This window comes from Streptomyces griseoluteus (assembly GCF_004784465.1).
GTDB lineage: Bacteria > Actinomycetota > Actinomycetes > Streptomycetales > Streptomycetaceae > Streptomyces > Streptomyces griseoluteus.
This window is the reverse complement of sequence record NZ_SRRU01000002.1, coordinates 233,184-253,104: the sequence shown is the minus strand read 5'-3', so window position 1 is coordinate 253,104 and position 19,921 is coordinate 233,184. Positions and strand designations below refer to the sequence as shown.

Here is a 19,921-nt window from a genome sequence, read left to right as displayed (position 1 = left end):
CCCGTTCTACGTTGTCGGCAGACACCGGCTGGTGAAGGCGGACGACGGCTGGCTGAATACTTCTCGACCCTCACGATCACCCGCCCGATGAGAGGACAAAGATGACTGTGTTACTCGCCCAGATCAGCGATCTGCACCTGGACGGCGGTGAGAGGGCCACCCGGCGCGCCGAGCGCGTCATGGAATACCTGCGGGCGCTGCCTCACCCGGTCGACGCGGTCCTGGTCACCGGGGACATAGCCGATCACGGCGCGGAGGCCGAATACGAGGAGGCAGCCCGCATACTGGCGGCCCCGTTCCCGGTGCTCACCCTTCCCGGAAACCACGATGTGCGCGCGGCCTACCGCAAGGCTCTGCTCGGCGAGGCGCCCGACCACGCCCCCGTCAACCGACTGCACGACATCTCCGGGACCGCCGTGCTGATGTGCGACTCCAGCATTCCCGGCCGCGACGAGGGACGTCTCGACGCGGTGACGCTCGACTGGCTGGACACCACTCTCGCCGGCCTGCCCCGGGACACCCCGGCACTGATCGCCTTCCATCACCCACCGGTCGAACTCCACCACCCGCTGGCCGACTCCATGTTGCTGGAACAGCCCGGACGACTGGCCACCCTGCTGGCGGCGCACCCGCAGGTCGTCGCCGTCCTGACCGGGCACGCCCACACGGCAGCCGCCTCGGCCTTCGCCGGCCGTCCCCTGATCGTCGGCCCCGCGGTCACCTGGACCCTGCGGATGCCCTGGGAGGGCGACGACCTCGCAGACCGGGACCAGCCACCCGGCATCGCCTTCCACGTCCTGGACGACGACCGGCGCCTGACGACCCACTACCGCGTCGTGCTCTGAGCAGGGACGGGTCCGTGAGCTGATCAGGGCGGTGGCCCGGTGTTCGCTGCACGTGCACCGGGCCGGGCCCGGCGCCCCGTGAACCACAGGGCAGCCCGCCGGTAGGGGGAAGGTCCGGCGGGCTGCCCGTTGGTGGTGCGGCAGTGGTCAGTGGACGGAGTGCTCGTCGAGGGGGAACGTTCCGCCGACGACGTCCTCCGCGAAGGACTTGGCCGCGTCGCCCATGACCTCGCGGAGCGCCGCGTACTTCTTGACGAACTTCGGGACCCGGCCCGAGGTCAGGCCGAGCATGTCGGTCCAGACGAGCACCTGCGCGTCGGTGTCCGGGCCCGCCCCGATGCCGACCGTCGGGATGTGGAGGACCCGCGTCACCTCGGCCGCCAGCTCCGCGGGGACCAGCTCCAGTACGACGGCGAACGCGCCCGCGTCCTGGACCGCCTTCGCGTCGCGCAGGAGCTGCTGGGCCGCCTCCTCGCCGCGCCCCTGGACCCGGTAGCCCATGGCGTTGACGGACTGCGGGGTGAGGCCGATGTGGGCCATCACCGGGATGCCGGACTCGACCAGCAGCCGGATCTGTTCGTGCGACCGCTCGCCGCCCTCCAGCTTGACCGCGCCCACCCCGGCCTCCTTGACCAGCCGGGTCGCCGAGCGCAGCGCCTGCACCGGGCCCTCCTGGTAGGAGCCGAAGGGGAGGTCGCCGACGATGAGGGCGCGGCTGGTGCCGCGTACGACGGCGGCGGAGAGCATGGTCATCTCGTCGAGCGTGACCGGCACGGTGGTCTCGTAGCCGAGGTGGCAGTTGCCCGCCGAGTCGCCCACGAGGAGGACGGGGATGCCGGACTCGTCGAAGACGGAGGCGGTCATCGCGTCGTAGGCGGTGAGCATGGGCCACTTCTCGCCCCGCTCCTTGGCGAGGGCGATGTCGCGGACCGTGATGCGGCGGGTGCCCTTTCCTCCGTACAGCGTCTTGCCGTCGGAGGGCTTCGTCTGGGCAGCCGAGAGCTGCGTCATGGCAACGGCTCCTTCAGTTCATCTCGAGGCGCCCTTTCGGCGTCCCCGGATCGTCTCCATGGTGGCACCTCGTGCCGGAGGTGGCCAGGGGGACCCCAGGACTCCGGTCCGGGAGGGCCCACGCAATGCCTCGGCAAAGGAATTCAGATACGAGACGGTGCCGTATTGAAATGGGCCTACGATCGGGCACATGACAACCTCCCCTGCCCCCCGGATACCGGAAGCCGTGCACCGGCGCCGCTGGGCGATCCTCGGCGTGCTGATGCTGAGCCTGCTCATCGTGGTGCTCGACAACTCGATCCTGAACGTCGCCATCAAGACCATCGCCACCCCGGCGCCCACCGGTCTCGGCGCCACGCAGAGCGAGATCGAGTGGGCGATCAACTCCTACACCCTGGTCTTCGCCGGCCTGCTCTTCACCGCCGGGCTCATCGGTGACCGGCTCGGCCGCAAGAAGGTGCTGCTCGGCGGGCTGGTGGTGTTCGGCATCGGCTCGGCGCTGGCCGCCGAGTCCGGCTCGCCGGGCCAGCTGATCACCTACCGCGCCGTCATGGCCCTCGGTGCCGCCTTCGTCATGCCCGCGACCCTGGCCGTGCTGATGAACGTCTTCGAGCGCTCCGAGCAGCCCAAGGCCATCGGCATCTGGGCGGGCGGGGTCGGCCTCGCCATCGCCATCGGCCCGATCACCGGCGGCGCGCTGCTGGACCACTTCTGGTGGGGCTCGGTCTTCCTGATCAACGTGCCCATCGTGCTGGTCGCCCTCACCCTGATGGTCTGGCTGGTCCCCGACTCCCGCGACCCCAGCCCCGGCCGCCTGGACCCCGTCGGCGTGGTGCTCTCCGTGCTCGGCCTGGTGCTGCTGGTCTACGGCATCATCAAGGGCGGCGAGCTGGCCGACTTCACCGACGCCAAGGTGCTGGCCACGATCATCGCCGGTGTCGTCGTACTGATCGGCTTCGTGGTTTACGAGAAGCACAGCGACCACCCCTCGCTGGACGTGACCTACTTCCGCAACAAGGTCTTCTCGGCCGCCATGGCCGCCATCGCGCTGGTCTTCTTCGCGCTGATGGGCGTCACGTTCTTCGGCGTCTTCTACACCCAGAGCGTGCGCGGCTACTCCCCGCTGGAGTCCGGCCTGCTGATGCTGCCGCTGGCCGCCGCCCAGATGATCTTCGCGCCGCGCGCCCGGCTGCTGGTCGACCGGTTCGGCAACAGGGCCACCACCACCGCGGGCATGCTGCTGATCGCCGCCACCCTGGCCGCGTTCGCGGGCTTCGAGGCCGACACGCCGATCTGGCTGCTGGAGGTCGTCTTCTTCCTGATGGGCACCGGCATGGCGCACATCATGACCCCGACCTCGGTCGTCATCATGCAGGCCCTGCCCCGCGAGAAGGCCGGCTCCGCCTCCGCGCTCAGCAACACCTTCCGCCAGGTCGGCGGCGCCCTCGGCATCGCCGTACTCGGTTCGGTGCTCGCCACCTCCTACCGGGGCGGCATCGAGGGCAGGCTCGGCGCGCTGCCGCCCGGCCTGCGCGACACCGCGGGCGAGTCCATCGAGGCCACCCTCGGCATCGCGGAGAAGCTCGGCCCGCGCGGCCAGGCCCTGGTCACGCCCGCCTACGACGCCTTCCTGCACGCCATGCACGTCACCGCCCTGTGGGGCACGGGCGTGGCGCTGATCGGGGCCGTCGTGGTCGCCGTGTTCCTGCCGGGCAGGTCCCCGGCCGCCGAGGCCGGCGAGCGCGAGCCGGAACTGATCAGCACCGGCGACTGAGTACCGGTACCCGGCGGGGGGAGGCTGCCGCTGCGGGAGAATCTTCCGCAGCACACCGAGAGGACGAGACGTGAGCCTTGCCGCAGACCGGCCCGCGCAGCCCGCCCCCGCCCGGGGCAGGCCCCGCAGCGAGGCCGTGGAGCGCGCCATCATCGAGGGCGTGATGAAGCTCCTGGAGGACGGCGTACCGCTGGCCGACCTCTCCATCGAGCGCGTCGCCCGTACGGCCGGGGTCGGCAAGGCCACCATCTACCGCCGGTGGAGCGGCAAGGAGGAACTGTTCGTCGACGTCCTGCGCACCGCCGAACCCCCCGACCCGGAACTCCCCGGCACCTCCATGCGCGACGACCTCGTCGTCCTGCTGGAGACCCTGCGCCGCCGGGGGCTGGCCAGCCGGTCCTCGGCGATCATGCACAACGTCTACGTCCAGGCGAAGTGCAGCCCCCGCATCTGGGCCGCCTACGAGGCGAGCGTCATAGCGCCCCGCCGGGCCCTCGCCCTGGACGTGCTGCGCCGGGGCCAGCGCGACGGTGAACTCCGTACCGACATCGACGTGGAACTGGCCAACGACATGTTCGTCGGCGCCATGCTCGTCCGCACCGTCCTGCGCCCCGACGCCGGCCTCCCCGAGGGGCTCGCGGAGGAGATCGTCGACACGCTGATCGCCGGCCTACGGCCCGTCAGGCCCCCGGCGCAGTAGCCCGGATGTGCGTGTTTCGTCACAGAAGCCCTCCGTGCGGGGGCTTCTCGGAACTGATGGCGCCGCCTCGCACGTCCTCGTCTTCCGAACGGCCGTCATGGGACGGCGGAACGGAGCCCGGCATCCCCTAGGGTCGTACAGACACACGGGGGGATGACGGAGTGCACGGCAGGCAGTGAGGCACGGTATGGCGCAGCAGGCGTACATGACGGAGACGGACAACGGCGGCTCGGGGCCCGAGCGACCAGTGTCCCGGCTTCGGCGCCTGGCGCACCGCCTGTTCGGCGGCTGGCGCGGCGATCGACGCATCTGGCGCCGGGGGCTGGTCACCGCCGCGCTCGCGCTGCTGCTGGCGCTGGTGATGGTGGTCCACTCGCGCATCCCGAACCGGCTCGGCAACCTCGGCAGCCTGATCGAGACCTTCCTGCCCTGGCTGGGCCTGGCGATCCCGGTGCTGCTGGTGCTCGGCCTGGTCCGCCGCTCCGCCACCGCGCTGATCGCGGTGCTGCTCCCGGCGATCGTCTGGCTGAACCTGTTCGGCGGGCTGCTGCTCACCGACAAGTCGGGCACCGGCGGCGACCTGGTCGTGGCCACCCACAACGTGAACGCCGACAACCCGGACCCGGCCGCCACGGCCCGTGACGTCTCCGCCTCCGGCGCCGACATGGTCGCCCTGGAGGAGCTGCCCGCCTCCGCCGTGCCGGTGTACTCCACCGCGCTCAAGGCCACGTACCCCTACCACGCGGTGGTCGGCACGGTCGGACTGTGGAGCAAGTACCCGATGAGCCAGATCGAGCCGGTCGACATCAAGCTCGGCTGGAAGCGGGCGATGCGCGCCACGGTCTCCACACCGCACGGCCTGGTCGCGGTGTACGTCGCCCACCTGCCCTCGGTGCGGGTGAAGCTGGAGGCCGGGTTCACCGCCCGGCAGCGCGACAAGAGTGCCGACGCGCTCGGCGAGGCCATCGCGGACGAGACCCTCACCCGTGTCGTGCTGCTCGGCGATCTGAACGGCACGATGAACGACCGCTCGCTCAACGCCGTGACCTCCCAGCTCCGCTCCACGCAGGGCGCGGCGGGCAGCGGATTCGGCTTCAGCTGGCCGGCCGCGTTCCCGATGGCGCGGATCGACCAGATCATGGTCAAGGGCGTCGAGCCGGAGAGTTCCTGGACCCTGCCGCGCACCAACAGCGACCATCTCCCGGTGGCGGCTCGTGTGAAGCTCGACATGCCGTCGTAACCCGCAGGAATACTGACCTTGAAAGACTTTGTTCCGTACGGGAACATAGAAGATTCCCCCTGAGCCCTGTACGGCACTTTCGTTCTGAGAGGTCCCCTCATGCCCCTGGCCCTGCTCGCCCTCGCCGTGGGCGCCTTCGGCATCGGTACCACCGAGTTCGTGATGATGGGCCTGCTGCCCGACGTCGCGGACGACCTGCACATCTCCATCCCGACCGCCGGGCACCTGGTCTCGGCGTACGCGCTGGGCGTGGTCATCGGCGCTCCGCTGCTGGCCGCGGTCACCGCCCGGATGTCCCGCCGCACGGTGCTGATCGGCCTGATGGCCGTCTTCGTCGCGGGCAACGCGCTCTCCGCGTTCGCCCCCGGTTACGAGTCCCTGCTCGCCGCCCGCTTCCTGAGCGGCCTGCCGCACGGCGCCTTCTTCGGCGTCGGCGCGGTCGTCGCCACCGGCATGGTCGCGCCGGAGCGCAAGGCACGCTCGGTCTCCCTGATGTTCCTCGGGCTGACCGTCGCCAACGTGGCGGGCGTGCCCGTGGCCACGCTGATGGGCCAGCACATGGGCTGGCGGGCCACCTTCCTCGGGGTCAGCGCCATCGGTCTGGCCGCGATAGCCGCGCTCGCCCTGCTCATACCGCGCGACCACACCCACGCCACCCCGGCGGGGCTGCGCCACGAGCTGGCCGCGCTGAAGTCCCTGCCGGTCTGGCTGGCGCTCGGTACGACGGTCGCGGGCTTCGGCGCGCTGTTCGCCGCGTACAGCTACGTCACCCCGATGCTCACCGACTCCGCCGGGTTCGCCCCGGCCAGCGTGACGCTGCTGCTGGCGCTGTTCGGCGTCGGCGCCACCGCGGGCAACCTGCTCGGCGGACGCCTCGCCGACCACGCGATGCGGGGCACGCTGTTCGGCGGCCTGGCCGCGCTCGGCGTCGTCCTCGCCCTCTTCCCGGTGCTGATGCGCGCCGAGTGGAGCGCGGCGCTCGGCGTGGCCCTGCTCGGCATGGCCGCGTTCGTCACCGGCTCCCCCCTCCAGCTCATGGTCATGGAGAAGGCCGCCGCGGCCCCCTCCCTCGCCTCCTCCGCCAACCAGGCCGCCTTCAACCTGGCGAACGCCGGCGGCGCGTGGATCGGCGGGCTGGCCCTGGCGGCGGGCTTCGGCGCGACGTCGCCCGCGCTGGCGGGTGCGCTGCTCGCCGTCCTCGGCCTGGGTGTGGCGGGCGTCGCGTACGGGGTGGACCGGCGACGGGCGTCCGCCCCGGCGGGCCGGCTCGTGGCGGCGCACGTTCCTGAGGCGCAGGAGCAGGTGCACCGCTGATTCCCGCCCGCTGACGGCCGGGGCGCGTGGCTAAGGGTGCGGCTTCTCGCCCCTCGCCAGCATCGCCACGTACTTCTCGATCCGGCGTGCCCGGGTCTCGGCCCTCTTGGCGTCCTGGACCCGGTACAGGATCGCGTAGCGGTTCTGCCGGTCCAGCGTCTCGAAGAACTCCGCGGCGGCCGGATCGGCGGTCAGGGCCGCCCTGAGGTCCTCCGGCACCGTGGCGGTCCTCGCGCCGTCGTAGGCCGCCTCCCAGCGGCCGTCCGCTTTGGCGCGGTCGACCTCGGCCTGTCCCGGCGGACGCATCCGGCCCTGCGCGATCAGGGCGGCCACCTTCTCCCGGTTGACCTTGGACCACTTGCTGCGCGGCGTGCGCGGGGTGAACCGCTGGAGCCACCACTGATCGTCGAACGTGGCCTTCTGGCCGTCGATCCAGCCGTGGCAGAGTGCCGCTTCGAGCGCCTGGGTGTAGTCCAGCGCCACGATTCCGGGGCGCTTCTTGCGCAGCTTGAGCCAGATGCCGGGCGAGACGGCGTGGTTCTCGCCGAGCCATGCCTCGAACGCCTCGGCGGATTCGAATGCGACGATCTCCAGGTCCCGGGTCACCCCGGCAGCGAACCACACCACCGACGGGGTGGGACAGCCCTGTCGGCAACATGTCGGTGCTTTGTCGGTGCCCCCTGGCATGGTCTTCCCCATGACGCGAATCGATGAGAACCCCGGCGGCGGCCGTTCCGCCGTGTCCGTGCGGGGGATGGTCAAGCACTACGGCGAGACCAAGGCGCTGGACGGGGTGGATCTGGAGGTCCGGGAGGGGACCGTGATGGGGGTGCTCGGGCCGAACGGCGCCGGGAAGACCACCCTCGTACGGATTCTGTCGACCCTGATCACCCCGGACGCCGGCGAGGCGCTCGTTGCCGGGTACGACGTGGTGCGGCAGCCCCGGCAGTTGCGCCGGGTGATCGGGCTGACCGGGCAGTACGCCTCGGTGGACGAGAAGCTGCCCGGCTGGGAGAACCTGTACATGATCGGCCGGCTGCTGGACCTGTCCCGCAAGGACGCCCGCGCCCGCGCCGACGAGCTGCTGGAGCGTTTCTCCCTGACCGAGGCGGCCAAGCGCCCCGCCTCCACCTACTCCGGCGGCATGCGGCGCCGCCTGGACCTGGCCGCTTCCATGATCGGCCGCCCGCAGGTGCTGTTCCTGGACGAGCCCACCACCGGCCTCGACCCCCGGACCCGCAACGAGGTCTGGGACGAGGTCAAGGCGATGGTCGGCGAGGGCGTGACCGTGCTGCTCACCACCCAGTACATGGAGGAGGCCGAGCAGCTCGCCTCCGAGCTGACCGTGGTGGACCGGGGCAAGGTCATCGCCGGCGGCCGGATCGAGGAGCTGAAGGCGAAGGTCGGCGGCCGCACCCTGCGCGTACGTCCCATCGACCCGCTCCAGCTGGAGCCGCTCGCCACCACGCTGGACGAGCTGGGCATCACCGGTCTGGCCACCACCACCGTGGACCACCAGACCGGCACCCTGCTGGTGCCGGTCCTCAGCGACGAGCAGCTCACCGCGGTCGTCGGCGCGGTCACCGCGCGCGGCATCACCATTTCCTCCATCGTCACCGAACTCCCCAGCCTGGACGAGGTGTTCCTCTCGCTCACCGGCCACCGCGCCAGTGCCCCGCAGGACGCCACGCCCGCCGATTCCCGCGAAGAGGTCGCCGTATGAGCGCCACCACGACCGTCCCGCCCGTAGCGCCGGCGGACTCCCGCATCACCCTGCGCGGCCACCTGCGGCACACCGGCGCCCTCGTCCGCCGCAACCTGCTGTGGATCAAGCAGGACCCGGAGTCGATGTTCGACGCGCTGCTGATGCCCGTCGTCTTCACCCTGCTGTTCGTGTTCGTCTTCGGCGGCTCCATCGGCCAGGCCCTCGGCGGCGGCCAGGACCAGTACGTGCAGTACGTCATCCCCGGCATGCTGGCGATGATGAGCATGACGATGTCGCAGGGCGTCGGCACCGGCTTCAGCCAGGACTTCAACAGCGGGGTCATGGACCGATTCCGCTCGCTGCCCATCGGCCGCGGCTCGGTGCTGTTCGCCAAGCTCGCGGTGGAGCTGGGCCGGATGCTGTTCGCCACGGCCGTGCTGATGGTCGTCGCCGTGCTGGTCGGCTTCGACATCACGAGCTGGCCGGGCCTGTTCGCCACCGTGGGACTGGCCACGCTGTTCGCGTCCTCGATCATGTGGGTCTTCCTCACCCTGGGCGTGGTGATGAAGAGCGCGCAGTCCGTGCAGGCGATGGGCTTCCTGGTGCTGTTCCCGCTGCAGTTCGGCTCGTCCATCTTCGCGCCGACCAAGTCGATGCCCGGCTGGCTCCAGGCGTTCACCGACTACAACCCGCTGTCCACGCTCGCCGACGCGGCCCGCGGTCTGATGGTCGGCGGCCCGGTCGCCCACGACCTGTGGGTCACGGTCGGCTGGTCGGTGGCGATCACCGCGGTGATGGCACCGGTCGCCATCCACAAGTTCCGCACCAAGACCTGACGTTCACCGGTGCGCAGTGCACCGCTTCACACCAGGGCGGTGGCCTCCACGAGGGAGAGGCCACCGCCTTCGGCGTACGCGGCGTCGAACGCCGTCTCGTCGAGCACTTCACGGATACGGGCCGCGGTGCGGTCGTAGGCCCGCTGCTCCACCTGCGGCCGCAGATGCCCCTCCGGCATCAGGGCCGACGAGGCGCCCAGGCAGCGGGCGGCGTCCAGGGCGCGGGAGCCGTCGGGGACGAGGGCCAGGGCGAGCGCCGCGACGGTGAGGCAGACGGTCGGCATCTGCGGGACGACCACCTCGCACAGCGAGTCGCCGGCCAGGTCCAGCGCCCGGCGCACGCCCTCCAGCGCGCGCTCGGAGTGCCCTTCCTCGGCGTCCAGCCAGGCTTCCTGGGCCAGGATCATGGTGTCGAAGACGATGAAGCGGGAGAGCACGAACTCCTCGCGCAGCAGGGTGAGCTGGGCGCGCGCCTCGGCGGTGCGCCCGGTGACCAGGAGCCAGGACGCCAGATGCATCCGGGCGACCGGCATGGCCTCGCTGTGTCTGCCGTCCAGTTCGTGCACGACCTCCTGCAGCAGCCGTTCGCCCCGCTCCTCGTCCCCCGCTTCCAGCAGCACATTGCCGAGGCGGGCGCCGAGGACGGCCATCTGGGCGCGGGCCCCGAGGTGTTCGGCGTGCGCCATGGCGCCCTCGTAGTCGGCGGCGGCCTGCCGGTACATCCCCTTGCGCTCATGGGCCTCGCCGCGCGCGGACAGTGCCTCGGCCAGCCCCCAGTCGTCGCCGAGGCGCCGGTAGATCTCCAGTGCCTCGTCCGCGTCGCGGGTGGCGTCGCCCGCCCACGTGGCCCGGTTGGCCAGCAGGTTGGCGCGGGTCTGGAGGGCGCCGGCCAGCTCCCACTCGTAGCCGGGCGTCTCCCGGCAGGTGCGCACGGTGGCGTCGGTGATCTCGGGCAGCCGGCTCACGCCGTGGACGAGCATCTCGGCGAACCACCAGAGCATGCCGGGCGAGCGGCAGGTCTGCGGCAGGCCGGGGCGGTAGACCTCGGTGACGACGGTCAGCTTGTCCCGCGCCTCCGGGCTCTGCCACGCCTCCATGTCGGTGTCCATGCAGGCCAGATGGGCCAGGTGCAGCCCGCGCCGGGCCTCGGCGAGGTCCTCGCCGGTGAGCGGGGGCGGGGTCTCGGTGCTGCGCCGCCACACCGGCTCGGCGGGCGCGGCCGGTTCCGCGAACGGGTCGGGGCCGAGCGCCATGATCTCCTCGCACCAGGCCCGTACCTCCATGCGCTGGTCGCGCATCTGCCAGTACCAGAGCAACGACAGCACCATGCACAGCCCCTCCTGCTCGTCGCGCAGGGCGACGGCGTGCCGGAGGGCGGTGCGCAGGTTCTCGTACTCCACCTGGATGCGGTCGATGGCCTCGCGCTGGTGGCGGCCGCGCAGCAACGGGTCGGTGGTGCGGGCGAGTTCGCGGTAGTAGGTCAGGTGGGCGCGCTCGGCGGCGGCGCGCTCGCCGCTCTCGTCGAGCCGTTCGGCGGCGTACTCGGCGACGGTCTCCAGCAGCCGGTAACGCATGCCGGAAGCGGCAAAAGGGGCGGCCACCACCAGGGACTTGTCGACCAGGGAGCCGAGCGTGTCCAGCGCGACGGGCCCGCAGACGGCCTCGGCGGCCGCCAGGTCGCAGCCGCCCGCGAACACCGACAGCTTGCCCAGGACCTCGCGTTCGCCGGCGTCGAGCAGGTCCCAGGACCAGTCGACCACCGCGCGCAGGGTCTGCTGGCGGGGCAGGACGGTGCGGCTGCCGGAGGTGAGCAGCCGGAACCGGTTGTCCAGCCGGTCCGCGATCTGACGAGGCGTCAGCATTCGCAGCCGGGCGGCCGCCAGCTCGATGGCCAGCGGGAGGCCGTCCAGGCGGTGGCAGATCTCGGCGCACGCCTCGGGGTCGTCGGCCACCGCGAAGCCGGGGCGGGCGGCCGCGCCGCGGTGGCCGAGCAGCCGCAGCGCGACCGGCTCGGGCAGCGGCTCGACCGGGCGCAGCAACTCGCCCGGCACGCCGAGGGGTTCACGGCTGGTGGCGAGGACGGTGAGGTAGGGGCAGTCGGCCAGCAGGCGCTCGGCGAGCCGGGCGGCGGCGTCCACGACGTGCTCGCAGTTGTCCAGGATGATCAGCATCCGGCGCCGCCCGCAGTGCTCGACCAGCCGCGCGACGGGGTCGCCCCAGCGGTCGGAGGCGGCGCGCACACTGTCGACGCCCGCGCCGTGCAGCACGGTCTCGCGGGCGCCGATGGCGGTGAGCACGGCCTGCGGTACGGCGTCGGGGTCGTCCACGGGCGCGAGTTCGGCGAGCCAGGCCCCGTCGGGCACGGTGTCCCGGACCGCCTCGGCGGCCTCGATGGAGAGCCGGGTCTTGCCCGCGCCGCCGGGCCCGAGCAGCGTGACCAGCCGGGAGCCGGAGAGGTCGGCGCCGATGGCATCGATGTCGGACTCCCGGCCGACGAACGAGGTCAGCCGGGCGGGCAGGTTGCCCGGCGCGGGCCGGGACGTGGCAGAAGCGGCGGGGGTGGCAGGGGCGGGCACCACCGGTTCGGGCGCGGTGTCGGCCAGCAGCTCGGCGTGCAGCGCGCGCAGCTCGGCGCCGGGGTCGGAGCCCAGCCGGTCGGCGAGGAGCTGCCGTACGTCCTCGTAGGCGGCCAGCGCCCGGGCGGTGCGGCCGGTGTCGCGCAGGGCGCGCAGCCGCAGGGCCTGCAAGGGCTCGTCCAGGGGGTGCTCGTCGCACAGCGCGGCCAGCTCGGGCAGGGAGGACTCGGCGTGCCCGAGGGCGAGCGCGGCGGTGTGCCGGGCGCGCAGCGCGTCCAGGCGGCGGGTCTCCCAGCGGGCGGCGTCGGAGGTGCGGTCGGGCAGGTCGGCGAGGACGGGACCGCGCCACAGGGCGAGGGCGTCGTCGAGGAGGGCGGCGGCCTTGGCGGGGTCGGCGTCGTCGAGGGCGCGGCGGCCGTCGCCGGTGAGCCGGTCGAAGCGGGCGAGGTCCACGTCGTCCGGGGCGGCGGTGAGCCGGTACCCGCCGTCGACGGAGGCGATCGCGTCCGCCCCGAGGGCCCGGCGCAGCCGCCCGACGAGCGCCTGGAGGGCGCCCGGCGCGTCGGCGGGCGGGTCGGCCCCCCACACCTCGTCGACCAGCACCCCGGCCGGTACGGTCCGCCCCGCGCGCAGCGCGAGCACCGTCAGCAGGGCGCGCAGCCGCGCCCCGCCGACGGGGACGGAGGTGCCGTCCGGACGGAGAGCCTGAGTGGTGCCGAGAAGCCGATAGCGCACGGGGTCCATTGTCCCTGGGGACGCACCCGCGGCGCCTCCGGGTTTCACCGGCGCGCGCACCGACGTGCCGGGCGGCCCGGAACCCGGCGGCGGGGCCGGGACGTTACCCCCGCATCACCGGTACGGTCGACCCTCAGCACTTATCCGTAGGCAGGAGCCCCATGACCACCGCCCTCTCGCGTGCCGGCGACCGCCGGATCAGTCCCGTGTTCGCCGGAATCGTGGCCATCGCGACGGTGACGGGCTGGGCGACCTGGACGGGGTTCGCGGCGCAGCCGGGGCTCGCGGTGTTCCTGTTCGTGACGGCCGCGTGGATCGTCTCGCTGTGCCTGCACGAGTACGCGCACGCCCGTACCGCCCTGCACAGCGGGGACATCTCGATCGGCGCCAAGGGCTATCTGACGCTGAACCCGCTCAAGTACACGCACGCCCTGCTGAGCGTCGTGCTGCCGGTGCTGTTCGTGATCATGGGCGGGATCGGTCTGCCGGGCGGCGCGGTCTTCATCGAGCGGGGCCGGATCAGGGGCCGCTGGCGGCACAGCCTGATCTCGGCGGCCGGTCCGCTGACCAACGTGCTGTTCGCGGCGGTGTGCACGGCGCCGTTCTGGCTGCACGCGCTGGACGGCGTCCCGCGCGACTTCCGGTACGCGCTGGCGTTCCTCGCGCTGCTCCAGGTCACGGCGGCGGTCCTGAACTTCCTGCCGGTGCCGGGCCTGGACGGCTACGGCGTGATCGAGCCCTGGCTGTCGAACGGGATCAAGCGGCAGGTGGAGCCGATCGCGCCGTTCGGCCTGCTGATCGTGTTCGCGCTGCTGTGGGTGCCCTCGGTCAACTGGGCGTTCTTCGACGTGATCTACACCCTGCTGAGCGCGCTGGGCGTGGACGGCGCCTTCTCGGACTGCGGCTCCTACCTGTACCGCTTCTGGACCGAGACCCCGCAGGGGTGCTCGCTCATCCCGTAGCGGAGCCGGTGCCGGTGCCGGACTTGGCCCGGTCGCGCCGGATCGCCAGGAACGCCATGTTGGACGTCAGGCCCGCCAGCAGCACCCAGACGATCCCCAGCCAGCTCCCCTGGACGAAGGACACGACGGCCGCGGCCACGGCGAGCACGCAGACGGCGAGGGTGACGAGGGCGATGCGGGGCATGGGGTCGGCTCCTGTCGGGGGACACTGCTACGCCGACCAGTGTCCCCCATCGGGCCCCGCCGCCGTCACACGTCGGTGACGCGGAGCCCGGCGTGCGCCTTGTAGCGGCGGTTGGTGGAGATCAGGTTGGCGACCAGTCCCTCCACCTGGTGGGCGTTGCGCAGCCGCCCGGCGAAGACGCCCCGCATGCCGGGGATGCGGCCGGCGAGGGCCTGCACGATGTCGGTGTCGGCCCGCTTGTCGCCGAGGACCATCACGTCGGTGTCGATCTCGTCGATCTCCGGGTCCTCCAGGAGGACGGCGGAGAGGTGGTGGAAGGCGGCGGTGACACGGGAGTCCGGGAGCAGCGCCTCGGCCTGCTGGGCGGCGCTGCCCTCCTCGACGGTGAGCGCGTAGGCGCCCTGCTTGTCGAAGCCGAGCGGGTTGACGCAGTCCACGACGAGCTTGCCCGCGAGGTCCTCGCGGAGCGACTTCAGGATGTCGGCGTGGCCGTCCCACGGCACGGCGACGATCACGACGTCGCTGCGGCGGGCGGTCTCGGCGTTCTCGGCGCCCTCGACGCCGTGGCCCAGCTCCGCGGCGGCCGCGTGCGCGCGGTCCGCGGAGCGGGAGCCGACGATCACCTTCTGGCCGGCCTTGGCGAGCCGGTAGGCGAGGCCCTTGCCCTGCGGTCCGGTGCCGCCGATCACGCCGACGGTCAGCCCGGAGACGTCGGGCAGGTCCCAGGGGTCCTTGGCGGGGGCCTTCGCGGGGGCGGATCCGCTCTGCTGTGCGCTGTCGCTGGAGGTCATGGGCCGACTCTACGTCCGTACCGGCGCCGCCACCCGGCGAGGGTGGGCCGTGTCAGGCGGTACCCGCAGGGGTGAACCGCGCGTGAACTGCGGTGCGGGAGCGACCGGTTGCGGCAGGATGCGGCCGCATGGACGCCGTACGGGTCGCGCTGCTGCGCGAAGTGCTCGCCGGGACCGAGTGGTTGGGCGCCACCCGGCGGTTCGCGGGGGTGCTGCGCGGCTCGGTGACGGCCCACGGCGGCGGCCTGCTGCTGGCGGGCACCGAGGAGTACGAGCCGTGGCACCTGGCCGCGCACCTGGTGGACGAGGCGGCCTGGTCCGGCACGCCCGAGCTGGCCCCCACCCTGGTCCGGCACCACGCCCGCCCCGGTGACCCGGCGCATCTGGCGGTGGGTCCCGGCCGGATCGCGGAGGCCCGGCGCGGCGAGACCCTGCTGGTGGTGGCGCCGGAGGAACCGGCCGAGCTGCTGGAGCGGGTGCACAGCGCACGCCGGGCCGGGGTGACCGTACTGGCGCTCGGGGCGGGCGGGAGCGAGCTGGCGGCGATGGCGCACGAGACGCTGGCGGTGCCGGACGGCGCGGAGCTGGACCTGGACAGCGTGCAGCACCTGGTGAGCGCGGCGGCCGGCGAGAACGCGGGGCCGCCCAGGGCCCGCCGGGGGTTTAGGGACCGGCTCTCCCGGCTGGCGGAGACCCTGACGGCGCCGCCGGCAGCGCCCTGGTGAGGACGCCCAGGTGGGAAGCTCTGGTGAGGAAACACGAAGCCGCCCCCACCAGCGGTGGGAGCGGCTCAGGGTCAACTCTGAAAGAGCCGCGTCAGTCCTTGTCGGACTCGTCGGGCGGGGTGTCGTGCCAGCGCGGGTCGTTCTCCCACTCGAGGTTGCGCTCGCGGGCGATCTCCATCGCGTGGCGCGCCTCGTCCGGGGAGGCGTAGGGACCCAGACGGTCCTCGCCGGGACAGTCGGGGCCCTCCTCGACCTTCTTGTGCTCCAGGCAGTAGTACCACTCGCCCGGCTTGCCCTTGGCGCGCTTCTTGAACACGGACATCGACGGCTCCTCTCGCCACCCACATGTTCCCCCATGCCCGCTGGTTAGACTCGCTGGCATGTCTGGCCAGTCGCTGCTCGTACCAGGGGAGCTCTCCCCCACCCGCCCGGTGCCCGGGAACATCCGCCGCCCGGAGTACGTAGGAAAGCCCGCGCCCGCGCCGTACACCGGTCCGGAGGTGCAGACGCCCGAGACGATCGAGGCGATGCGGACCGCCGGCCGGATCGCCGCGCAGGCCATGGCGGAGGCGGCGAAGATCATCGCCCCCGGTGTCACCACGGACCAGCTCGACAAGGTCGCGCACGACTACATGTGCGACTACGGGGCCTACCCGTCGACGCTGGGTTACCGCGGCTTCCCCAAGTCGCTGTGCACCTCGGTCAACGAGGTCATCTGTCACGGCATCCCGGACTCGACGGTGCTGAGGGACGGCGACATCGTCAACCTGGACGTCACCGCGTACATCGGCGGGGTGCACGGCGACAACAACGCCACCTATCTGGTGGGCGAGGTGGACGACGAGTCCCGCCTGCTGGTCGAGCGCACCCGCGAGGCGCTGAACCGGGCGATCAAGGCGGTCAGGCCCGGCCGGCAGATCAACATCATCGGCCGGGTCATCGAGTCCTACGCCAAGCGCTTCGGCTACGGCGTCGTGCGGGACTTCACCGGCCACGGCATCAACTCGTCGTTCCACTCGGGGCTGATCGTGCCGCACTACGACTCCCCGCACGCCACCACGGTCATCAAGCCCGGCATGACCTTCACCATCGAGCCGATGCTGACCCTCGGCACCCACGAGTACGACATGTGGGACGACGGCTGGACCGTGGTCACCAAGGACCGCAAGCGCACGGCCCAGTTCGAGCACACCCTCGTGGTGACGGACACCGGCGCGGACATCCTGACTCTCCCCTAGGGCGTCAGCGCCCCAGGGCGTCAGCGCTCCAGCACGACCCGGCCGCCCACCTCCACCCAGCCGTGCGGCTGGGGAGCGGTGAGGATCTGGGAGCCGCGGCCCTGGGTGATGTTGAGGGCGCGGCCGAGCCGGTCGGTGAGCAGCAGCGCGGCCGCGCCGGTCGCCTCGTCCTCGTCGATCCCGTCGTCCCGGCCGGGGAAGGCACGGGCCCGTACCCGTCCTGCCGCCTCCTCCTCCCACGCCCAGGCGTAGATCCACTCACCCGGCGGGGGCACCTCCAGGGCGTCGACCTCGGCGGCGCTCGCGTACTGGCGCAGGGTGCGCGGCGGGACCCACTCCGCGCGGGCCTCGATCCAGGTGAACTCGCCGTCCAGCCGGGTGCCGACCTCCCCGGCGGGTGTGACCAGTTCGGGTACGTCGAGCAGCCAGGCGGTGCCGACGCAGGGGTGGCCCGCGAAGGGCAGCCGGGAGACGGGGGTGTAGATGTCGATCACCCCGCGCTCGGGGTCGTCCACGAACACGGTCTCGCTGAAGCCGAGTTTGGCGGCGAGCGCCTGCCGGTCGTCCCGTCCGGGCATGAGCGAGCCCTCGCGGACGACGCCCAGTTCGTTGCCGTAGCCGCCCGAGGGGCCGCAGAAGACCCGGAGCACGTCGTAGTCAGTCACCGGTGCATTGAAGCATCGCGGGCGCTTGACCTGCTCTTTGCCATTGCTTGAGATCGTTTTTTGGACGCCGACATCAAGTCGTGTCTGTGATCTTTTCGTACCGTTCGAATCCGGTATCAGGCGGGGACGGACGGACTAAGGGTCGGGTAAGTTAGGCAAGCCTCACCGAACGAGCGGGCGGGTTCATGCCGCCCTGACCGCCTGGAGCCCGTATGCGAGCCGCCCGTCCGATCGCGATCGCCGCCACCGCGGCCGCCGCGCTGACCGCCCTGTCGGCCTGTACCGCCAAGAGCGACGCCAAGGGCGGCGACGCCATCCAGGTCACCGCCGCGGACACCAGGTGCGACACCTCCGCGAAGTCGGTTCCGGCCGGCCAGGTCACCCTGAAGATCGAGAACAAGGGCTCGCGCGCCACCGAGGTCGAGATCGTCTTCCCCGACGACCGGATCGTCTCCGAGAAGGAGAACATCGGGCCGGGCACCAAGTACACGCTGACCGCCGAGGTGAAGGCGGGCTCGTACGAGATCGCCTGCCGTCCCGGCATGAAGGGCCACGGCGTCCGGCAGAAGCTGGACGTGACCGGTTCCGGCAGGTCCACCAAGCGGAACCCGGCGCTGGACGCAGCGGTCGCCGGATACCGCGAGTACGCCCAGGACCAGGCCGACGAGACGGTCCCGCTCGCCGAGACCTTCGCCAAGGCGGTCCAGGCCGGCGACCTCGACGCCGCGAAGAAGGCGTACGCGCCCTCGCGGCTCGGCTGGGAGCGCACCGAGCCGGTCGCCGAGTCCTTCGGTGACATCGACCCCAAGGTCGACACCCGCGAGGACGGCCTGGAGGACGGCCAGAAGTGGACCGGCTGGCACCGGCTGGAGAAGTCCCTCTGGCAGGACAAGAAGATCGGCGCCGGGGACAAGAAGCTCGCCGCCGAGCTGGTCACCGACCTCAAGGACTGGCAGCGCCGCGTCGGCAAGGCCGAGATCACCCCGACCTCCATGGCCAACGGCGCCAAGGAGCTGCTGGACGAGGTCGCCACCGGCAAGGTCACCGGTGAGGAGGACCGCTACGCGCACACCGACCTGGTCGACTTCAAGGGCAACGTCGAGGGCGCGCAGAAGGCGTACGAGCTGCTGAAGCCGGTCGCCGCCAAGAACGACTCCGCGCTCACCGGTGAACTGGACAAGCAGTTCGCGGCGCTGGACAAGCTGCTGGACAAGTACCGCCCCGCCAAGGACTCCTACGACTTCGTCTCCTACGACAAGGTCGGCAAGGACCAGCGCAAGGAGCTGTCCGACGCGGTGAACGCCCTGGCCGAGCCGCTCTCCAAGCTCGCGGCCGCGGTCGTCAAGTAGGCACGGGAGCACGGGAGATGAACGAGAACGAGCGTGGCGGACCCTCGCGGCGCGCGCTGATCGGATGGGGCGGTGCCGGGCTCGCGCTCGGCGCCGCCGCGGCGGGCGGCGGTGTGGCACTGTCCCACGACGGCCCGAGCCCGGCGTCGGCAGGCTCGGGCGGCGCCGTGGAGTTCCACGGCCCCCACCAGGCGGGCATCGCCACCCCGGTGCAGGACCGGCTGCACTTCGCCGCGTTCGACGTGAAGACGGAGGACCGCGCGGAGTTCGTCCAGTTGCTCAAGGACTGGACGGCCGCGGCCCGGCTGATGACGGCCGGGAAGCCGGTCGGTGAGGGCGCCTACGGCGGGCTCGCCGAGGCCCCGCCGGACGACACCGGCGAGGCGCTGGGCCTGAGCCCCTCCCGGCTGACCCTCACGGTGGGCTTCGGGCCCTCCCTCTTCGAGCGGTTCGGCCTGGCCGACCGGCGCCCGCCCGCGCTGGCGGACCTGCCGAAGTTCCCCGGCGACAACCTGGACAAGTCCCGCACCGGGGGCGACCTCTGTGTGCAGGCGTGCGCGGACGATCCGCAGGTGGCGGTGCACGCCATCCGCAATCTGGCCCGCGTCGGCTTCGGCAAGGTCGCGGTGCGCTGGTCCCAGCTGGGGTTCGGCAAGACCTCCTCGACCACGCCGGACGCCCAGACCCCTCGCAACCTGATGGGCTTCAAGGACGGCACCCGCAACATCGCCGGCACCGAGACCGCCCGGCTGGACAAGCACGTCTGGGTGTCCGCGTCGGACGGCGACGCCAAGTCGGCCTGGATGACCGGGGGTTCGTATCTGGTCGCGCGGCGCATCCGGATGAACATCGAGACCTGGGACCGTGCTTCGCTCCAGGAGCAGGAGGACGTGTTCGGCCGGGACAAGGGCGAGGGGGCGCCGGTCGGGAAGGCGAAGGAGCACGACGCGCCGTTCCTGAAGGCGATGAAGCCCGACGCCCATGTGCGCCTGGCCCACCCCGACTCCAACGACGGGATCACCATCCTGCGCCGGGGCTACTCCTTCACCGACGGCACGGACGGGCTCGGCCGCCTGGACGCGGGCCTGTTCTTCCTGGCCTACCAGCGTGACGTGCGCGAGGGGTTCATCCCGCTCCAGCGGCGGCTCTCCGCGCACGACGCGCTCAACGAGTACATCCAGCACGTGGGTTCGGCGGTCTTCGCGGTCCCGCCCGGTGTCCGTGACTCCCACGACTGGTGGGGCCGGGCGCTGTTCTCCAAGGAGGCGTAG

The 19,921-nt window shown here is 72.0% G+C and carries 19 protein-coding genes; 12 read left to right on the top strand and 7 right to left on the bottom strand.

What is annotated here, in order from left to right; translation table 11 throughout:
- Nucleotides 1-101: 101 nt before the first annotated feature.
- Nucleotides 102-845 carry a metallophosphoesterase gene (locus E5082_RS06630; protein WP_135790335.1) on the top strand — a complete coding sequence of 248 codons (744 nt, stop codon included), beginning with the start codon at nt 102-104 and terminating at the stop codon, nt 843-845.
- A 147-nt stretch (nt 846-992) separates the two neighbouring features.
- Here the strand turns inward: E5082_RS06630 and panB are convergent, their stop codons facing one another.
- The gene (gene panB, locus E5082_RS06625) at nt 993-1,856 is read right to left on the bottom strand and encodes a 3-methyl-2-oxobutanoate hydroxymethyltransferase (protein WP_031179807.1); all 864 of its coding nucleotides are present in this window, start codon (nt 1,854-1,856) and stop codon (nt 993-995) included.
- Nucleotides 1,857-2,046: 190 nt separating this feature from the next.
- Here panB and E5082_RS06620 point away from each other — a divergent pair, with 190 nt between their 5' ends.
- From E5082_RS06620 to E5082_RS06605, 4 genes are all read left to right on the top strand, one after another.
- On the top strand, nt 2,047-3,630 hold the full coding sequence (locus E5082_RS06620; protein ID WP_229918677.1) for an MFS transporter: 1,584 nt from the start codon (nt 2,047-2,049) through the stop codon (nt 3,628-3,630).
- A gap of 70 nt (nt 3,631-3,700) precedes the next feature.
- Complete coding sequence (locus E5082_RS06615) at nt 3,701-4,330, top strand: TetR/AcrR family transcriptional regulator (protein WP_190045181.1); 630 nt, start codon at nt 3,701-3,703, stop codon at nt 4,328-4,330.
- Nucleotides 4,331-4,517: 187 nt separating this feature from the next.
- The gene (locus E5082_RS06610) at nt 4,518-5,570 is read left to right on the top strand and encodes an endonuclease/exonuclease/phosphatase family protein (protein WP_135790334.1); all 1,053 of its coding nucleotides are present in this window, start codon (nt 4,518-4,520) and stop codon (nt 5,568-5,570) included.
- Nucleotides 5,571-5,669: 99 nt separating this feature from the next.
- Nucleotides 5,670-6,884: an MFS transporter gene (locus E5082_RS06605; RefSeq protein WP_135790333.1), complete on the top strand. Its 1,215-nt coding sequence runs from the start codon at nt 5,670-5,672 to the stop codon at nt 6,882-6,884.
- 30 nt (nt 6,885-6,914) lie between these two features.
- Here E5082_RS06605 and E5082_RS06600 read toward each other — a convergent pair whose 3' ends face one another.
- The gene (locus E5082_RS06600; protein WP_135790704.1) at nt 6,915-7,508 is read right to left on the bottom strand and encodes a YdeI/OmpD-associated family protein; all 594 of its coding nucleotides are present in this window, start codon (nt 7,506-7,508) and stop codon (nt 6,915-6,917) included.
- A 73-nt stretch (nt 7,509-7,581) separates the two neighbouring features.
- On the opposite strand from E5082_RS06600, the gene E5082_RS06595 reads away from it, so the two are divergent.
- Nucleotides 7,582-8,607: an ATP-binding cassette domain-containing protein gene (locus E5082_RS06595; protein WP_161200712.1), complete on the top strand. Its 1,026-nt coding sequence runs from the start codon at nt 7,582-7,584 to the stop codon at nt 8,605-8,607.
- Nucleotides 8,604-9,425, top strand: coding sequence for an ABC transporter permease (locus tag E5082_RS06590; RefSeq protein WP_086692556.1), 822 nt, complete (start codon nt 8,604-8,606; stop codon nt 9,423-9,425). Before E5082_RS06595 ends, E5082_RS06590 begins: the two co-directional genes overlap by 4 nt.
- A 26-nt stretch (nt 9,426-9,451) precedes the next feature.
- Here the strand turns inward: E5082_RS06590 and E5082_RS06585 are convergent, their stop codons facing one another.
- Entirely contained in the window at nt 9,452-12,745 is a 3,294-nt protein-coding gene (locus E5082_RS06585; protein WP_135790331.1) for an AfsR/SARP family transcriptional regulator, read from the bottom strand.
- Nucleotides 12,746-12,897: 152 nt separating this feature from the next.
- On the opposite strand from E5082_RS06585, the gene E5082_RS06580 reads away from it, so the two are divergent.
- Complete coding sequence (locus tag E5082_RS06580; protein ID WP_135790330.1) at nt 12,898-13,698, top strand: site-2 protease family protein; 801 nt, start codon at nt 12,898-12,900, stop codon at nt 13,696-13,698.
- Here E5082_RS06580 and E5082_RS06575 read toward each other — a convergent pair.
- The gene (locus tag E5082_RS06575; protein WP_086692550.1) at nt 13,688-13,882 is read right to left on the bottom strand and encodes a hypothetical protein; all 195 of its coding nucleotides are present in this window, start codon (nt 13,880-13,882) and stop codon (nt 13,688-13,690) included. The genes E5082_RS06580 and E5082_RS06575 overlap by 11 nt on opposite strands.
- A gap of 65 nt (nt 13,883-13,947) precedes the next feature.
- Nucleotides 13,948-14,673: an NADPH-dependent F420 reductase gene (npdG, locus tag E5082_RS06570; RefSeq protein ID WP_135790329.1), complete on the bottom strand. Its 726-nt coding sequence runs from the start codon at nt 14,671-14,673 to the stop codon at nt 13,948-13,950.
- Nucleotides 14,674-14,801: 128 nt separating this feature from the next.
- Between npdG and E5082_RS06565 the strand changes: the two genes are divergently transcribed.
- Nucleotides 14,802-15,398, top strand: a complete 597-nt coding sequence (locus tag E5082_RS06565) for a hypothetical protein (RefSeq protein WP_086692546.1) — start codon at nt 14,802-14,804, stop codon at nt 15,396-15,398.
- Nucleotides 15,399-15,489: 91 nt separating this feature from the next.
- Here the strand turns inward: E5082_RS06565 and E5082_RS06560 are convergent, their stop codons facing one another.
- Nucleotides 15,490-15,720, bottom strand: a complete 231-nt coding sequence (locus tag E5082_RS06560; protein ID WP_135790328.1) for a hypothetical protein — start codon at nt 15,718-15,720, stop codon at nt 15,490-15,492.
- Between the two features lie 58 nt (nt 15,721-15,778).
- On the opposite strand from E5082_RS06560, the gene map reads away from it, so the two are divergent.
- On the top strand, nt 15,779-16,636 hold the full coding sequence (map, locus tag E5082_RS06555) for a type I methionyl aminopeptidase (RefSeq protein WP_135790327.1): 858 nt from the start codon (nt 15,779-15,781) through the stop codon (nt 16,634-16,636).
- Between the two features lie 20 nt (nt 16,637-16,656).
- Here map and E5082_RS06550 read toward each other — a convergent pair whose 3' ends face one another.
- Nucleotides 16,657-17,301, bottom strand: a complete 645-nt coding sequence (locus E5082_RS06550) for a PhzF family phenazine biosynthesis protein (protein WP_135790326.1) — start codon at nt 17,299-17,301, stop codon at nt 16,657-16,659.
- 212 nt (nt 17,302-17,513) lie between these two features.
- On the opposite strand from E5082_RS06550, the gene efeO reads away from it, so the two are divergent.
- Both efeO and efeB read left to right on the top strand, forming a co-directional pair.
- A complete protein-coding gene (gene efeO / locus E5082_RS06545; RefSeq protein WP_135790325.1) occupies nt 17,514-18,650 on the top strand; it encodes an iron uptake system protein EfeO in 1,137 nt (378 codons plus the stop codon).
- Nucleotides 18,651-18,667: 17 nt separating this feature from the next.
- Nucleotides 18,668-19,921, top strand: a complete 1,254-nt coding sequence (gene efeB, locus E5082_RS06540) for an iron uptake transporter deferrochelatase/peroxidase subunit (RefSeq protein WP_135790324.1) — start codon at nt 18,668-18,670, stop codon at nt 19,919-19,921.

Bases quoted from the DNA above. Each gene is read 5' to 3' on its own strand.
- E5082_RS06610 (WP_135790334.1), top strand. From the start codon at position 4,518: ATGGCGCAGCAGGCGTACATGACGGAGACGGACAACGGCGGCTCGGGG.
- E5082_RS06590 (WP_086692556.1), top strand. From the start codon at position 8,604: ATGAGCGCCACCACGACCGTCCCGCCCGTAGCGCCGGCGGACTCCCGC.
- map (WP_135790327.1), top strand. From the start codon at position 15,779: ATGTCTGGCCAGTCGCTGCTCGTACCAGGGGAGCTCTCCCCCACCCGC.
- E5082_RS06630 (WP_135790335.1), top strand. From the start codon at position 102: ATGACTGTGTTACTCGCCCAGATCAGCGATCTGCACCTGGACGGCGGT.
- E5082_RS06620 (WP_229918677.1), top strand. From the start codon at position 2,047: ATGACAACCTCCCCTGCCCCCCGGATACCGGAAGCCGTGCACCGGCGC.
- E5082_RS06580 (WP_135790330.1), top strand. From the start codon at position 12,898: ATGACCACCGCCCTCTCGCGTGCCGGCGACCGCCGGATCAGTCCCGTG.
- E5082_RS06565 (WP_086692546.1), top strand. From the start codon at position 14,802: ATGGACGCCGTACGGGTCGCGCTGCTGCGCGAAGTGCTCGCCGGGACC.
- E5082_RS06575 (WP_086692550.1), bottom strand. From the start codon at position 13,882: ATGCCCCGCATCGCCCTCGTCACCCTCGCCGTCTGCGTGCTCGCCGTG.
- E5082_RS06605 (WP_135790333.1), top strand. From the start codon at position 5,670: ATGCCCCTGGCCCTGCTCGCCCTCGCCGTGGGCGCCTTCGGCATCGGT.
- E5082_RS06585 (WP_135790331.1), bottom strand. From the start codon at position 12,745: ATGGACCCCGTGCGCTATCGGCTTCTCGGCACCACTCAGGCTCTCCGT.
- panB (WP_031179807.1), bottom strand. From the start codon at position 1,856: ATGACGCAGCTCTCGGCTGCCCAGACGAAGCCCTCCGACGGCAAGACG.
- npdG (WP_135790329.1), bottom strand. From the start codon at position 14,673: ATGACCTCCAGCGACAGCGCACAGCAGAGCGGATCCGCCCCCGCGAAG.
- E5082_RS06560 (WP_135790328.1), bottom strand. From the start codon at position 15,720: ATGTCCGTGTTCAAGAAGCGCGCCAAGGGCAAGCCGGGCGAGTGGTAC.
- efeO (WP_135790325.1), top strand. From the start codon at position 17,514: ATGCGAGCCGCCCGTCCGATCGCGATCGCCGCCACCGCGGCCGCCGCG.
- E5082_RS06595 (WP_161200712.1), top strand. From the start codon at position 7,582: ATGACGCGAATCGATGAGAACCCCGGCGGCGGCCGTTCCGCCGTGTCC.
- efeB (WP_135790324.1), top strand. From the start codon at position 18,668: ATGAACGAGAACGAGCGTGGCGGACCCTCGCGGCGCGCGCTGATCGGA.